Source organism: Acinetobacter sp. GRABPA_MV_2, assembly GCF_056725885.1.
In genome coordinates this window covers 346685-361550 of the sequence record NZ_JBWZNA010000002.1, presented here as the reverse complement: position 1 = coordinate 361550, position 14866 = coordinate 346685, and the positions used below count along the sequence as shown (strand labels likewise).

At 37.0% G+C, this 14866-nt stretch carries 15 protein-coding genes and 1 pseudogene; 11 read left to right on the top strand and 5 right to left on the bottom strand.

Going from position 1 to position 14866, the window contains the following annotated elements; translation table 11 throughout:
* The 3 genes and pseudogenes from ACXM0J_RS03640 to ACXM0J_RS03630 all read left to right on the top strand — a co-directional run.
* On the top strand, nucleotides 1-727 hold a 727-nt coding region (locus ACXM0J_RS03640), incomplete at its 5' end, for an acetyl-CoA C-acyltransferase (RefSeq protein WP_304457408.1).
* A 13-nt stretch (nucleotides 728-740) separates the two neighbouring features.
* Nucleotides 741-1031 (top strand): muconolactone Delta-isomerase, encoded by a 291-nt coding sequence (catC, locus tag ACXM0J_RS03635; protein ID WP_086265785.1) that lies wholly within the window; start codon nucleotides 741-743, stop codon nucleotides 1029-1031.
* 384 nt (nucleotides 1032-1415) lie between these two features.
* A pseudogene (locus tag ACXM0J_RS03630) lies at nucleotides 1416-1655 on the top strand (TetR/AcrR family transcriptional regulator); the annotation flags it as partial.
* A gap of 64 nt (nucleotides 1656-1719) precedes the next feature.
* On the opposite strand, the gene chrA reads toward ACXM0J_RS03630, so the two are convergent.
* Nucleotides 1720-3072: a chromate efflux transporter gene (chrA, locus tag ACXM0J_RS03625; protein ID WP_086265786.1), complete on the bottom strand. Its 1353-nt coding sequence runs from the start codon at nucleotides 3070-3072 to the stop codon at nucleotides 1720-1722.
* A 291-nt stretch (nucleotides 3073-3363) separates the two neighbouring features.
* A complete protein-coding gene (locus tag ACXM0J_RS03620; RefSeq protein WP_086265787.1) occupies nucleotides 3364-4215 on the bottom strand; it encodes a LysR family transcriptional regulator in 852 nt (283 codons plus the stop codon).
* Between the two features lie 332 nt (nucleotides 4216-4547).
* Between ACXM0J_RS03620 and ACXM0J_RS03615 the strand changes: the two genes are divergently transcribed.
* From ACXM0J_RS03615 to ACXM0J_RS03600, 4 genes are all read left to right on the top strand, one after another.
* The gene (locus tag ACXM0J_RS03615) at nucleotides 4548-4973 is read left to right on the top strand and encodes a DoxX family protein (protein WP_086265788.1); all 426 of its coding nucleotides are present in this window, start codon (nucleotides 4548-4550) and stop codon (nucleotides 4971-4973) included.
* Between the two features lie 38 nt (nucleotides 4974-5011).
* Complete coding sequence (locus ACXM0J_RS03610; RefSeq protein ID WP_086265789.1) at nucleotides 5012-5926, top strand: glyoxalase; 915 nt, start codon at nucleotides 5012-5014, stop codon at nucleotides 5924-5926.
* A 106-nt stretch (nucleotides 5927-6032) separates the two neighbouring features.
* On the top strand, nucleotides 6033-7493 hold the full coding sequence (locus ACXM0J_RS03605) for an alginate export family protein (RefSeq protein WP_086265790.1): 1461 nt from the start codon (nucleotides 6033-6035) through the stop codon (nucleotides 7491-7493).
* 18 nt (nucleotides 7494-7511) lie between these two features.
* The gene (locus ACXM0J_RS03600) at nucleotides 7512-8126 is read left to right on the top strand and encodes a M17 family peptidase N-terminal domain-containing protein (protein ID WP_086265791.1); all 615 of its coding nucleotides are present in this window, start codon (nucleotides 7512-7514) and stop codon (nucleotides 8124-8126) included.
* A 97-nt stretch (nucleotides 8127-8223) separates the two neighbouring features.
* On the opposite strand, the gene ACXM0J_RS03595 is transcribed toward ACXM0J_RS03600, so the two are convergent.
* Nucleotides 8224-9192, bottom strand: a complete 969-nt coding sequence (locus ACXM0J_RS03595) for a threo-3-hydroxy-L-aspartate ammonia-lyase (protein WP_086265792.1) — start codon at nucleotides 9190-9192, stop codon at nucleotides 8224-8226.
* Nucleotides 9193-9448: 256 nt separating this feature from the next.
* Here ACXM0J_RS03595 and ACXM0J_RS03590 point away from each other — a divergent pair, with 256 nt between their 5' ends.
* Nucleotides 9449-10072, top strand: coding sequence for a helix-turn-helix transcriptional regulator (locus ACXM0J_RS03590; RefSeq protein ID WP_046812566.1), 624 nt, complete (start codon nucleotides 9449-9451; stop codon nucleotides 10070-10072).
* A gap of 111 nt (nucleotides 10073-10183) precedes the next feature.
* Nucleotides 10184-10426, top strand: coding sequence for a hypothetical protein (locus ACXM0J_RS03585; RefSeq protein ID WP_086265793.1), 243 nt, complete (start codon nucleotides 10184-10186; stop codon nucleotides 10424-10426).
* Nucleotides 10427-10459: 33 nt separating this feature from the next.
* On the opposite strand, the gene ACXM0J_RS03580 is transcribed toward ACXM0J_RS03585, so the two are convergent.
* Together ACXM0J_RS03580 and ACXM0J_RS03575 are read right to left on the bottom strand one after the other, a co-directional pair.
* Nucleotides 10460-11146, bottom strand: coding sequence for a pirin family protein (locus ACXM0J_RS03580; RefSeq protein WP_086265794.1), 687 nt, complete (start codon nucleotides 11144-11146; stop codon nucleotides 10460-10462).
* Between the two features lie 189 nt (nucleotides 11147-11335).
* On the bottom strand, nucleotides 11336-12577 hold the full coding sequence (locus ACXM0J_RS03575) for a L,D-transpeptidase family protein (RefSeq protein ID WP_017398631.1): 1242 nt from the start codon (nucleotides 12575-12577) through the stop codon (nucleotides 11336-11338).
* 301 nt (nucleotides 12578-12878) lie between these two features.
* Between ACXM0J_RS03575 and hemE the strand changes: the two genes are divergently transcribed.
* Nucleotides 12879-13952, top strand: coding sequence for a uroporphyrinogen decarboxylase (gene hemE / locus ACXM0J_RS03570; protein WP_086265796.1), 1074 nt, complete (start codon nucleotides 12879-12881; stop codon nucleotides 13950-13952).
* 6 nt (nucleotides 13953-13958) lie between these two features.
* On the top strand, nucleotides 13959-14753 hold the full coding sequence (locus ACXM0J_RS03565; RefSeq protein WP_086265797.1) for a DUF817 family protein: 795 nt from the start codon (nucleotides 13959-13961) through the stop codon (nucleotides 14751-14753).
* The last annotated feature ends 113 nt before the right edge of the window (nucleotides 14754-14866 follow it).

Sequence of the window (14866 nt, the reverse complement as noted above, 5' to 3'; positions counted from 1 at the left end):
TACCATGCCCCAGACTGCCGAAAACGTTGCTGAACAGTTTAACGTCAATCGTGCAGATCAGGACCAGTTTGCCTTGGTGAGCCAACAACGCACCGCAAGCGCGCAAGCCAAAGGCTTTTTTTCTAAAGAAATCGTGGCAGTTGAAATCCCTCAGCGTAAGGGCGATGCTGTTGTGATTGATACCGATGAGCATCCACGTGCATCGACCACACTTGAAGGTTTAAGCAAACTTAAACCTGTGGTTAAAGCAGATGGCACAGTTACTGCGGGGAATGCTTCAGGCATCAACGATGGTGCAGCAGCTCTACTGATTGCTTCTGATGATGCAGTTCAAGCTTACAATCTAAAACCACGTGCCAAGATCATTGCTTCAACAGCAGTGGGTGTAGAACCGCGTATTATGGGTTTTGCTCCGGCACCAGCGATTAAAAAATTACTAAAACAAGCCAATCTGACTTTAGAGCAGATGGATGTGATTGAGCTCAATGAAGCGTTTGCTGCACAAGCTTTGGCCGTGACCCGTGATTTAGGTTTGCCAGATGATTCTGACAAGGTAAATCCAAATGGTGGTGCAATTGCTATAGGCCATCCACTTGGTGCATCAGGTGCACGCCTCGTGACTACAGCCCTAAACCAGCTTGAACAAACAGGTGGTCGTTATGCCTTGTGTTCAATGTGTATTGGTGTGGGCCAAGGCATTGCTTTGATTATTGAACGTGTTATTTAAAAGGAAAGAACTAATGCTATTTTACGTACGAAAAGATGTGATTTTACCTAGCCATTTAACTGAGCAGGAAATTGAAGATATTAAAGCAAGAGAACGTGCTTATTCTCAAGAAATTCAAAGACAAGGTAAATGTCGTCATTTATGGAGAATAACAGGGCAATATGCAAACATTAGTATTTTTGATGTTGAAAGCAATGAAGAGTTACATAATTTATTACAAGGTTTACCACTTTATCCTTACATGAAAATTGAAGTGATCCCTTTAAATAGACATCCATCTTCAGTGAGAGAAGGTGATTTTTAATAATTGAATTAAATAGTTGTTTATATAGGATCCATGTGTAACTTCAAGAATCTGTAACCTTTTTACTTTTTTTAAAGGTTACATTCTTAAAGCCTTAGTACATAAGGCTGTAACCTCTTAAATTTAGTTATTTCTTAAATTAAAGTGAGAAAATAGATATTGATATAAAGCTAAAGTAAAGATAGTAGGAATATTTGTTGTCTCATGGCTTGTATTATTATTGTTCTTTTATTTGTTAAACATGCACTTATATAGTTACAAATAGGATCCTATAAATTTACTAATGGATTTCTACTTCAAAAAAAATCTTATACTCCAAAAACTTCCTACCTTTATAAATTCCACTTTAAAAATAACTTAGTCACTATTTATCCATATTTTATTAAAGCCTTCTTTGAAATAAAACAGCTTTATCCAAGAGTCTATGGCATGGCAGTTGAATATCGCAAATGGCTGCTTCGAGAACTCTTTGATCTGGTATTGAGTTTGGAAACCAACGCACTAAAACCCAGTGCCAATATGGTTTTAAACTTGATAGATGGATTGATGCTACAGACTTTAAGCTCAAAAAGTCTGGCTGAAAGAGATATGGTGTTAGAGTTGTTTTGGGGAAGAAACTGCTAAAGCAGCAACATAAAAAAAGAATAAGCGAAATGCGTACTCTTTTCTTATGCACATCAGAAATTCTTTATATCGCAATGTATAAAAATAGACCGCAAATAGCCGCCGCTAAAATGACATACATCACTTTTACTTCAAAGTGGAATAAGGCAATGAATGCCGCAATTGCAATGAATGCTGCCTCATAGTTAAAAGGATGGTTAAAGCCCTGTGGCCATAAAACATGATAACTAAAGAACAGTGCCAAATTTAAAATCACACCAACTACGGCAGCAGTAATTGCAGTTAATGGCGCAGTAAACTTAAGCTCGTTATGTGTTGATTCGATGACAGGTGCACCTGCCAAAATAAAAACAAATGAGAATAAAAAGGTAAACCAAGTAACAATAGTCGCGCCGATTGCACCCGCTAAGAATAAGTGTTCTGAACCTAATAAGGCATGGTTAAAACCACCAAGAAAACCGACAAAAGCAACCACCATAATTAACGGGCCTGGTGTACTTTCACCAAGTGCTAAACCATCAATCATTTGTGTTGGACTTAACCATCCATAATAGTTCACAGCACCTTGATAGACATAGGGCAGTACTGCATATGCACCCCCAAAGGTAAGTAAAGCTGCTTTCGTAAAGAACCATGCCATTTGGGTATATGAATGATCCCAACCGAAATAAAGGCTGAGCCCAAGCACGGGAATAAACCACAGCAGCGCTGCGATCATCAGAATTTTAGTGAAATGTGACCATCTGAACTTTGCATGTTCAGGCGTTGGAGTGTCGTCATCAATTAAAGCAACACCATAATCATTTTGGCTTTTGTTGTGTCCAGCATTGTTAGAAAATAATTCAGGATACTTCTTACTTGTAAAATAACCCGTGAGTCCTGCTGCCAAAACAATAAGTGGAAAGGGTAGATTTAAAACAAAGATGGCAAGGAAAGCGATAGCAGCAATTAACCACAAAAATTTATTCTTGAGTGATCGACTGCCAATTCTATACGTTGCATGAAAAACAATAGCGACTACAGCAGGTTTAATTCCATAAAACAGGCCAGCAATAACTGGAATATCACCGAATTTCACGTAGATCCATGAGAGTCCGATTAAGATAAATAGCGAGGGAAGAACAAATAAAACACCCGCAACTATACCTCCAGCAGTACGGTGCATAAGCCAGCCAATATAAGTGGCTAACTGCTGTGCTTCCGGTCCGGGCAAGAGCATGCAATAGTTAAGTGCATGTAAAAAACGTTTTTCTGAAATCCAGCGCTTTTGTTCAACCAGTTCTTGATGCATAACAGCGATTTGTCCTGCTGGGCCCCCAAAGCTGATAAATCCTAATTTGAGCCAAAATAGGAATGCACGCCAAAAACTTACAGCTTCAACTGGCGAGTCCAGTGAATTTTCTTTTTCTTGTATCATGAACATTCTCTTTTTAAGTCGGCATATCAGCCATCAAAGATATAATTGGTCAATTCGAATAATGTGGCTTCTGCTTGAAAGAATAAGCTTAACCTTGCTTGGTGAATACATCCTGCACGATAGCTTCGAATTTTTCAGAATGGCTCATGGGTAGTAGATAGATGCCATCACGAGCAGTTGAGTATATAACAATAACTGTTTAACTGATGTTAATCATTACTATAGCTTTTTTATATACTTATAAGAAAAAAGCTATCTAGGGTGAGATAGCTTTGTATGACTCAAAACGCTCTAAGTTTGAAAATGTTGCGTCAATGAGTCTAAGAAAAGCTGAACCTTTTTTGGAATTTTTGAGCCATAAGGGGTGGTTGCATAAAAATGAAGTTCTAGTGAAAAGATGTCTTGTGAGCAATTAATAATAACGCCATCATCTTCATATTTTTTTGCTAAGAAATCGGGAATAAATAAAATACCTTTGTTTTTCTTACATAGCTCCAAAAGGATTTCTATATTATTACAGATTAACTGAGGAGCTGAGTTAATAATTTTATTTTGTAGGTCTGATCTTGAATATAAGTATATATTATGTTTTCTTAATTCTTCTATACTTTTAGGCTTTCCATATTTTTTTAAAAATGCAGGAGTCGCATAGAAGTTTCTTTTATAGCGGTTTAGAGTGAAAGTATTTACGTCTGTAATTTCTTCTTCAACTTTTAAAATAATATCAAATTTATGTTCATTGATATCTACTGAGTTTTCTGAAAATAGTAGATCAATTTCTATGTGCGGATATTGAATTAAAAAATTAGAAATAATATCTGAAAAGCATGTTTGAATAAAAACATGAGGGGCGCTAATTTTTAATATGCCCTCAGGATATTTTTGATCATATATGAAGTCATTAGCAGCTAAGTCTAATTCTTTAACAATGACTTTACAACGCTGATAAAACTTTTCCCCTGAACGAGTCAGGTCCATCTTTCTGGTATTACGTATAAATAACGATGTACTAAATAGACTTTCTAAGTAAAAAATTCTTTTAGACACTTGATCTCGAGTAATACCTAAATTTCTAGAGGCATTACTGAAATTTCCACTTTCAACGACGCTAATGAAAGTATGAATACAGTCTAGTTTATCCATTAATTTTTGAAAGGCTAAGTTGGCGAGTCGCTAAACTATATTATGATTTTTTACTTAATCAATCATTGTATCTTTTGGGGATACAGTTTGTATTTAAATAGGTATCTAGTAGTTTACGTTTATTTTTGATTTTATATATATCATCTTTGGTTTTGATTTATCTGGTGATTAATAAAAATATATAAATGATTGCTTTAAGATTAAAAATATTTTATCTAATGTTTGAGAGATAATTTGAATATTGGTTTTTATGTTAAATAGATAATTTTTATTAATACTGGATTGGATGGTTTTAAAATATCAGAAATATGGAATATCAATGAGGTACATAAATGAGTTACTTGATTAATAATAATCCAGTCTGGGTAAAAAAGATTTTATCAATTTATGGCTTACTTCCACTGTTACGAGTTGCCTTAGTTTCAGCTTACTTAGTCGGTGGAATTAATAAATTAATCGGATTTCACATGGCTGTTGAGGAGCAGGCAAGTTTTGGTTTGCAACCTGCTTGGCTCTGGGCTGCTACAGCTATTTTTATTGAAATTGTTGGTTCGCTGCTTGTTATTTTTAATCGTTTTGTCTGGCTAGGGGCTGGAGCTTTAGGTTGTTTAACAGCAATAGCGATGCTTGTCGCTAACGATTTTTGGAATCATACAGGGCCAGCATTTTTTAGTACGTTTAATAGTTTCTTCGAACATCTTGGCCTCATCGCTGGTCTGGTTATGGTCACCATTCTTTCTAATCAACAATCAAACTAACAATAAGTTCAAGCATCTAATTCGAATAGGAGTCTTTTATGCGTAAATCATTATCAGCCTTGCTTCTAAGCACAATGTTAGTAGGCACAAATGTTGCCATTGTTCCTCAAGTTTTCGCCAAAACAACAACAAGTGTCAAAAGTGAAGCACCCGGCGTAGCCCCTCAATACGATACAACGCATGTATATGTTAACCCTGAAGATTTCGATAAATTTACTGATAGCTTGGTGGCAACTTTTGGTGGCACCAAATCTAAACAGGGTGTTTTTCAGGTGACCCCAACACCAAGCCAGACCATTTCCCAGCTTGTATTGACTCCAGTAGGAACACTGTCTGTATTTGGTTTTAAAACTCCAATTCCACATCCTTTTGGCTTGGAACGAACAGGCTATTTAGTTAAAGATATGGACGCGGCCGTACAGTCAGCAAAGGCAAACGGTGCAGATGTGATTGTTGATGCATTTCCAGACCCAATCGGGCGTGATGCGGTTATCCAGTGGCCGGGTGGTGTGAATATGCAGCTGTATTGGCACACCACTAAACCTAGCTATAACAAGTTAGAAACGGTTCCAGAAAATCGTATTTATATTTCAAAACAAAGTGCAGATTCTTTCGTTAAAAAGTTCGTCAATTTCTCGTATGGTAAAGTGGTTTCAGATAATCCAAAGGCGGCTGGTGTAGAGATTGGACGTCCAAATGAAACGTATAGACGTATTCGCGTTGAGTCTGATTTCGGCAAAATGACAGTGTTGGTCACCGATGGTCATCTTCCATATCCATATGGGCATGATATGACGGGTTATGAAGTTAAAAATCTAGCTGAAACTTTAGATAAAGCGACAAAAGCGGGTGCGACAGTCTTGGTGAATGCCTATAAGTCAGATGGCCGTGAAGCAGCGATGGTACAGTTCCCAGGTGGTTATATTGCCGAAATTCATGCGGCCCTAAAATAATTTATGCACTTAATGATTGATATAACAACGCTCATATTGCTTAGGGGCAATGTGAGTGTAAAAGACCAAGTCTCTGCAATGACCGATTATTACCGTGGATAACAATATGGCCCAGCATATTTTTAATGATAGAAAATCTCGAATTAGATGCTCAGAAACTTATCTTAAAATCATTAAAATGAGTGCATTGCTAACGGGTAGCCTATTTCTCTATGAGTTTGCTCATGCGGAACAAGAAGTTTCAAATACAAATGCCTGCCCAGCTCGTCCAAAAATCTCAACGAATCGTTGGCAAGAAAATTGGGATGTTTTAAAAAATCCGTGTGTACCAAAGAAAATAGGCGATGACTTTAAATATATTCCTTTTGGCAATAATAATTATTTGTCATTGGGGGCAAATATTCGTGAGCGTTTTGAAGTCAATAATAATGCGAGATTTGGCAGTGGAAATAATCAAGCTGATCGCTATTTAATTCAAAGATTACAAGTTCATGCCGATGCTCGTATTGGCGATCATTTACAATTATTTACTCAGCTCAGTGATGCACGTGCATTTGATAAAAAGAATATTAGTAGTACCGATCAGAATAGACTCGATGTAGAGCAAGCCTTCATTGCGTGGGTGAGTCCATTCAATAATGGAACTTTTAAGTTTAGAGTAGGCCGTCAAGAGATGGCTTTTGACTTACAGCGCTTTATTTCGAATCGAGAAGGACCGAATGTTAGGCAAGCCTTTGATGGTATTTGGTCGGGTTATGAATATGGCGATTGGAGGATTTTAGGCTACCTCACCAGACCTGTTCAGATTGAAAAAGATTCGACTTTTAACGACCACTCGAAACGTAATTTAAGTTTTAGCGGTTTTCGGGCAGACAAACAAAATGTGTGGGGCGGTGAGTTATCTGGTTATTACTCGCGATATGAGCGTGATAATGCATCTTTCCCAAGTGTTACAGGCAATGAGGTTAGAGACTTATATGATGTTCGTCATATGGGCAAAAAGAATAATATTGATTGGGATATTGAAGGGATGCTTCAACATGGACGGATTGGAGAGCAATCTATTCAGGCATGGGGACTCAGTAGCATTACGGGGTACACCTTTGCTGAGCGGCCTTGGTCTCCTCGTTTAGGCGTCCAGTTTGATATCGCTACAGGCGATAAAGATCCCAACGATAATGAGCTCAATACATTTAACCAGCTCTTTGCCAACGGCTCATACTTTACTTTGGCGGGTTATAGTGGTTACAGCAATATTATTCACATAAAACCATCTCTGACACTTAAACCTTCCGATAAACTCACCCTGTTAAGTGCCCTAGGTTTTCAATGGCGTGAAACTACCAATGATGCGGTTTATTTCCAAGGTAATAACAGCATGGCAAACACCGCAGGACAAGGCTCAAGCTGGACAGGAGCATATATTCAACTAAGAGCAGATCAAAAGATAAATTCTAATCTTTCTGTGGCTGCCGAAGCGGTTCACTTTGAAGTTGGTGATACGATTAAGCGAGCAGGAGGCAAAGACTCAAATTATCTAGGTCTTGAACTTAAGTATGGCTGGTAAATCGAGAAGAGAAAAAATATGAGCACAGATTTGAAGCAAACTAAAATTGGACATTATCAAAATCTAGACATTGAACTCGTGACTTGGGATTGCACCACGGCCGAGGTTGAACTTTCCTGTGCTTGTATCTTTGAACATGAAATGAATAACCGTTCTTTTTCGGGTGGCTTGGCACATTTAGATGAAGCTCTAAATGGAAGACTGAATGAAATACGGGAAAATAACTGGTTCAGCGCGCAATTGAATGATGCTCTTTTAATAAATCAAACGCCATCCACCATACAAGCATCTAAAGTTTTGCTAATAGGAATGGGTAGACCGGAAGATTTTACTGTAGAAAAAATAGGGACTGCGATAAAAACTGCTGTGAAAACAGCTCATCAACTCGAGCTAAAAAGTGTGGCATTTGCACCTAGTATTTTAGATACAGGTCTTAATCCTCCCTCTAATTTAAATGAACTCATGTTAAGAAGTTTAAAAGAAGAATTAGACCGACATCATCAGCTTCATTTGCAAAATTTAGTCAAAAAATCTGAGATTGAAAGATGGATATTTGATTCGGGGTTTCAAAATTACGAAATCAAAGCTGAGCAATATATAGCGTCTTTTGCCAAAATTTTTCTTCAAGATTAATACACGTTTAAAAAATGAAATTGTTTTAGCAGAAGATTGAGATTTAATGTCTATCTATGAGACTTTAAACCAATCATAGATAGACTTAAGACTTTTATTAAGCTGATAAAAACTCTGCGTATTTAGAAATATCGACATTCCCACCACTAATAATGATGCCTATACGTTTGCCTTTTAACTCATGTTTTAAGTTACGGGCAGCAGCAAATCCTAGACATCCTGTTGGTTCGACAACCATTTTCATTCTCTCAGCAAAGAACTTCATAGAGCAAATAAGTTCTTCATCTTTTACAGTCAAAATGTCATCTACATTCTTTTGAATAATAGGAAAAGTTAATTTGCCTAGGTATTGAGTTTGAGCACCATCGGCAATTGTTTGCGGTGTATCAATATGAACAATTTCTCCTTTTCTAAATGACATTTGTCCATCATTTCCAAGAGCAGGTTCAACGCCATATATTTTACAGTTAGGAGAGAGTTGACGAGCAGAAAGTGCAGAGCCCGCCAATAAACCGCCACCACCTAAACATACAAATAAGTAGTCGAGGTCACCTACTTCTTCAAATAACTCTTTTGCAGCTGTTCCTTGACCTGCAATTACATGTGGATGGTCATAAGATGGAATTAATGTCAGACCATTTTTTTCGGCAATCTCTTTACCAATTTGCTCCCGATCTTCTGTATAACGGTCAAATTCAATAATCTTCCCGCCGTATTCACTTGTCGCTGCCATTTTTGCTGCAGGAGCATCTTGGGGCATGATGATAGTTGCTGGAATGCCAAGAATTTTTGAAGAAAGCGCAATCGCTTGTGCATGATTTCCTGAAGAGAAAGCAACCACACCAGCTTTTTTTTGAGCCTCATTAAATTGTAAAAGTGCATTCATTGCACCACGAAATTTGAAAGCACCAACACGCTGAAAATTTTCACATTTAAAGAATACTTCTGCTTCAAATTCATCATTAACAGTACGTGAAGTTAAAACAGGAGTTTTATTTACTAAGCCTTTTATACGTTCAGCAGCGGCTGCGACATCTTCATAAGTTGGAAGGGTTAAATCTTTCATAATTAAACCTAATTCTATTCAATGTTTTCGGATGCAAGATTTCGTATTGCTTAATGAATACACAAAATATTTATCTTGTTTAGATAAAATATATACACTTAGATAAAATGTCTAATTTTATTTTCTAATTTGATAACAGTGGAATATAAGATTATGATTTAAATTAAGTTTAAAATTAGATAAAAAGTCTAAATTACTATTGGCATACTTTACGTTAGGGTTTGAAATAGTAACTAAGTCATGAGGAGGAAATAAATTGGGCAATCGTGATAAACATTTACTCACTCAACTAGATACTATTGCGAAGGGGCTAAGTGAAACACTATCTCCGTTTTGCGAAGTTGTAGTCCATGATTTAACAAATCCTGAGCATGCGATACTCTCAATACACAATAATTTATCTGGTCGAAAAATTGGAGATCCAGCAACTGAGTTAGGGCTTGCTAGAATCATGTCTCCAGAATTTCCAAACCTTATTTCAAACTATGCAAACCAGTTTGCGGATGGACGTCCTGCAAAAAGTACTTCTATTGGTATTAAAGATGAAGAGGGTCAGTATGTGGCCGCTTTATGCATGAATATTGATTTAACCCTATTTAGAGGAATGCAAAGCGCTTTAGAGCATTTTACTAAAATTGAAACTGATAACATTATTGAGAATTTAGAGCCGAATGGTACTGAAGCAATTCGAAGATATATCGATCAATTTGCATCAAAACATGCAACTACACCGCGTATGTTAAAACTTAACGAGAGAAAACAATTAATACATGAGTTAAAGAATAATGGCTTATTAGACATTAAAAAGGCTGTGGAGACGGTTGCACAACATTTGGGTATATCTAGAGCGAGTGCCTATTTGTATGTAAAGGAAACTTAAAAGTTTAATCTTATCTATCAAAAAACAACTTGTTTATTAAGTATGACTGATTTAAATAAGTAAAGAGGAACGCAACAAGCATCTCTACCGCTTGATCTAGGAGGTCATTATTTGAAGTTATTTATTGTTATATTTATTGCAATTTTTTCCAGTATTGGACTGATCTGTTTAATTGCTCTGCTTAGAAATCTAAAAAATTATTCACCATCTAGCGAGCATGATCATTCAACTTCTTCAACACATCATTTTCATGATAATAGTCCGACTTATCATAGCTCTAGTTACTCAAATGACTGTTCATCGTCGTCTTCAGATTCAGGAGGATGTGATGGCGGCGGTGGCGGGGGAGATTAAAAAAGCCCTTTTATGCAAAGGGCTTTTGATGATTTAAGGTAAATCGAACCAGATAAATTGACTGTCTTCAGTTGCGTGAATTGTCGCTTTATCTTCAAAAACTAAAGCATCGCCTGCTTTAACTTCTTGATCGCCGATACGAACTACGCCTGAAATCACGTGTACATAGTTCACTTTTTTAACCGTATCAACACTTAACTCATGTCCTTTTTCCAACACGGCAGATTTTACTTCTGCATTTTGGCGAATATGCATTGGTGCATTTGCATCAGGGCCTGCAATTAAATGCCATTTGTTTGGATCTTTACGCGGATCAAGATTAATTTGCTGGTAATTTGGCGCTGCATCTCTTTCATCAGGAATAATCCAGATTTGTAGTAAATGTACAGGCGTATCAGTGTTGTTGATCTCACTGTGGGCAACACCTGTGCCGGCACTCATGAGTTGCCATTCACCCGCTTTAATCTGGCCTTCATTTCCCATAGTGTCGCGATGTGAAATTGCACCATCAAGTACACAAGTTAAGATTTCCATGTTGTCATGGGAATGCGTACCAAAACCATTATGCGCATCAATCTGGTCGTCATTAATTACACGTAGCGCGCTTACACCCATATATTTAGGGTCATACCAGCTACCAAATGAAAAGCTGTGATAAGACTCTAACCAACCCGCTTTTACATGTCCTCGATCTTCACCACGATGTAGATAAGCATTCATGATCAAATCTCCCAAATTTTTATTTATCTCTTGAGAAATATATTAATGTTCTATTTAGGGCGAAAAAATAGGTTAACTGCAACATGTCGTTGCATAATTGATATGATCGTATAGTTTTTTTTATTTATAGATGTATTTTGAATTATAAAAAAACCTGCCATGAAGGCAGGTTTTTAATAAAATTATTGATTACTCAAGGAATTTAACAGTTACGCCTGAACGTACTTTATTACCTAAATCGTTAGCATCCCAGTTCGTTAAACGGATACAACCGTGAGAAGCTGTTTTAGAAATTAAAGACGGGTTTGGTGTTCCGTGAATACCAAAAGATTTTTTACTTAAACCAATCCAGATATTACCTACAGGCGCATTTGGACCTGGTGGTAAAGAAAGAGGTTTTAAGTTTTTACCTTGAATAAAGTTTGATGGTGAATAGCTATACCAAGGATTACGAGCCACACCAACTACCTTGTAAGTACCGGTCGGAGAAGGCGTATCAGTACTGCCAATTGTTGCAGGAAATGACGCAATCATTTGGTTGCGGCTGTTGAAGAGGTACAGTTGTTTTGCACCTTTATGCGCAATAATCAAATGAATGTCTTCTGGTAAATCATTGCGTACGTTTGGAACAATGATTTTTTCACCCGCTTTTTTGAATGTTGCTGTTGGATTGATTGTTTTTAGGAAAGCTTCATCGATATGAAACTTTTCGCCCAACATTTCGCTAACACGAGTGTAATACAAACCTTTCATTTTAGCCTGTAAAGCATAATCAGAAGGAATTGATTGTGCATATGGGCCTTTTAAATCAGCATCAGTAATGGTGTATTCAATAAATGAAGGTTTTGTTTGCTTAGCAACTAATGCATCCCAAGTTTCTTTAGTCAGTTCACCAGTAGGTGATAAACCATTCATTTGCTGGAATGAAGAGATTGCTTTTAAAGTGTTTTTGCCACTCATACCGTCAATTGCACCTGGTGATGCATGTGCATTATTTAGCATGACGTGAGCACGAGCGTAAACTGGAAACTGGCCTTTACCAATATTTTCATACCATTCAGCCGAATTTAAGCTATCTAATGTCCAAGAAACTGCTGGAGCTGAAGTCTTTGCAGTTGTTGTGGTCGTTTTAGCTACGGCTACTGGTGCTGAAGCGGCAATACCTGAATCAGCATTTTGGTCTTCAGTTTTTTGCAAATTTTGTAATGTTGTTGACGCTCGATTTAAGTCACTTTGTTCTTGAGCGGTAATTTGTGTCGAAGCTTGAGCTTTTACAGTTGAAGCTGCATCTACTGCTAAAGGATCAATCGGATCTTCTACAGGAGCTGATACCTTTTTAGGGTTCAGGGGTTGCTCAGTTGTTGAAGCAGCAAAAGCAACATTAGCAATAATACAACTTAAACTCATAGCGAGTAATGAGCGAACAAACATGTAATTCAACCTTAAGAATTTTCATATAAGCAATAGGGGCATGATCTAATCTAAAATTGCATAAAATTACCAATAACTCATCTCTATGAGCCCAAGATTGGCAATTTAGTGGTTAAAAGAATATCAATAGACCCGATGTAACATGTTGCAAGTATTGCAGAAAACCTAGCTGCTTGCAGTAGACTTTTGTGTAAATATGCATTTTTTAGTAGATTGAAGAGTTTTTTGTGTGAAATTGAAATTATAAAAATCTCTATGTTTTTGATATGATGCTGCCACATAAAGAATATAGAGATTGGTAATGACGACTTTGAAAAATGATCGTTTCCTACGAGCTTTGTTACGCGAACCTGTAGATACCACACCGGTATGGATGATGCGTCAAGCAGGACGTTATTTGCCTGAATATCGTGAAACACGTTCAAAAGCAGGCGACTTTCTATCTCTATGTAAAAATACAGAATTTGCTTGTGAAGTAACTTTACAGCCTTTACGCCGTTACGATTTAGACGCAGCAATTTTATTTTCAGATATTTTAACAATTCCTGATGCATTAGGCTTAGGGCTTTATTTTGAAACGGGTGAAGGCCCTAAGTTTCAAAAAACGGTTCGTACTGAACAAGATGTCGCGGATTTACCCAAGCTAAATGCAAAGTCAGACCTTGATTATGTGATGAATGCAGTAAGCACAATTCGCTCTGCTTTAGGTGGCCAAGTTCCACTGATTGGTTTTTCTGGTAGTCCTTGGACATTAGCAACGTATATGGTTGAAGGTGGTTCAAGTAAAGAGTTCCGTTTTACCAAGCAGATGATGTACGCGCAACCAGAAGTTTTGCATGCTTTACTTGATCATTTAGCAGATTCAGTTATTGACTATTTAAATGCTCAAATTGATGCAGGTGCTCAGGCTATCCAGATCTTTGATAGCTGGGGTGGGGCATTAGCACACCGTGAATATGTCGAATTCTCTTTAAACTACATGAATAAAATCATTGCTGGTTTGCAACGTGAGAAAGATGGTCGCCGTATTCCTGTTATTGTTTTCACTAAAGGTGGCGGTCAATGGTTAGAGCCAATGATTACGACTGGTGCAGATGCATTAGGTTTAGATTGGACTACTCCACTTAATACAGCTCGTAATATTGTGTCGGGACGTGTAGCGCTACAAGGTAATCTTGACCCTGCTGTTTTATATGGCTCGGCTGCTTCAATTGAAAAAGCTGTAAAAGCAATGTTAGACGATGCTTATGCAAACGGTGAAAAAACAGGTTACGTTGCTAACTTAGGCCACGGTATTACCCAGTGGGTAGACCCTGCGCAACCAAAAATCTTTGTAGATACAGTACATGAGTATAGTGCTAAATATCTAGGATAGTTTTTTGTGCGCCATCTCACTTTACCAATTCATTTTATCGGCAAGGCTGTTTCGGCAGCCTTGTTTGGTATTCTACTTTTAATTGCTTTTGCTTTAACAGCACCGATGGGAAGCCATGAATATATGGGTTTTTATCGTTATGATTATTTACTCATCTATGCAGTGCTGATTCAGATCTGTCTTTTATATTTAAAACTTGAATCATGGGCAGAAGCCAAAGTTATTGCTTTATTTCATATCATGGCGATGGTTATGGAAATATTTTTAACGCACCCTGCGATCGCATCATGGCAATATCCTCAGCCTGCGGTATTTAAAATTTTAACTGTGCCTTTATTTGCAGGTTTTATGTATTCGGCTGTAGGTAGTTTTTTTGCGCGATCACTCCGATTATTTCAAGTTTCTTTTGAAAAACTTCCAAGTTTTGGAACGATGCTTTTACTCGCATTTTTCTCATATATAAACTTTATGAGTAAATTTTTTGTACCTGATATTCGCTATATTTTATTTGCAATCAGTATTTTTATTTTTTGGAAGACCAAACTTTATTTTCAGCTAAATGAATATAAATTTAAAATCCCGATGTTACCTGTATTGTTGACCCTCGCTTTTCTAATCTGGATTGCTGAAAATATTAGTACTTTTTATAAAATCTGGCTCTATCCAAGTCAGGTAGATGCTTGGCATATGGTAGGTTGGGGTAAACTGGGATCATGGTATTTATTATTACTTTTAAGTTTGGTTCTCGTGCTTAAAATATTAGGTCATCGAGATAATCAAGGTAACTGGAATCTAAGGTAAATTTTTTCGTTAGCACTTTTCATCATATTATTTATTTTTTAATTGCTAAATCACAGCCTTCTCGCTATCTTTAATATCGTGTAATAAGAATTACACATAACAATACATAAGAA

Coding starts and splice junctions, on each gene's coding strand:
- hemE (WP_086265796.1), top strand. CDS start 12,879: ATGACGACTTTGAAAAATGATCGTTTCCTACGAGCTTTGTTACGCGAA.
- catC (WP_086265785.1), top strand. CDS start 741: ATGCTATTTTACGTACGAAAAGATGTGATTTTACCTAGCCATTTAACT.
- ACXM0J_RS03575 (WP_017398631.1), bottom strand. CDS start 12,577: ATGTTTGTTCGCTCATTACTCGCTATGAGTTTAAGTTGTATTATTGCT.
- ACXM0J_RS03605 (WP_086265790.1), top strand. CDS start 6,033: ATGGCCCAGCATATTTTTAATGATAGAAAATCTCGAATTAGATGCTCA.
- ACXM0J_RS03610 (WP_086265789.1), top strand. CDS start 5,012: ATGCGTAAATCATTATCAGCCTTGCTTCTAAGCACAATGTTAGTAGGC.
- ACXM0J_RS03620 (WP_086265787.1), bottom strand. CDS start 4,215: ATGGATAAACTAGACTGTATTCATACTTTCATTAGCGTCGTTGAAAGT.
- ACXM0J_RS03595 (WP_086265792.1), bottom strand. CDS start 9,192: ATGAAAGATTTAACCCTTCCAACTTATGAAGATGTCGCAGCCGCTGCT.
- chrA (WP_086265786.1), bottom strand. CDS start 3,072: ATGATACAAGAAAAAGAAAATTCACTGGACTCGCCAGTTGAAGCTGTA.
- ACXM0J_RS03615 (WP_086265788.1), top strand. CDS start 4,548: ATGAGTTACTTGATTAATAATAATCCAGTCTGGGTAAAAAAGATTTTA.
- ACXM0J_RS03580 (WP_086265794.1), bottom strand. CDS start 11,146: ATGAATGCTTATCTACATCGTGGTGAAGATCGAGGACATGTAAAAGCG.
- ACXM0J_RS03600 (WP_086265791.1), top strand. CDS start 7,512: ATGAGCACAGATTTGAAGCAAACTAAAATTGGACATTATCAAAATCTA.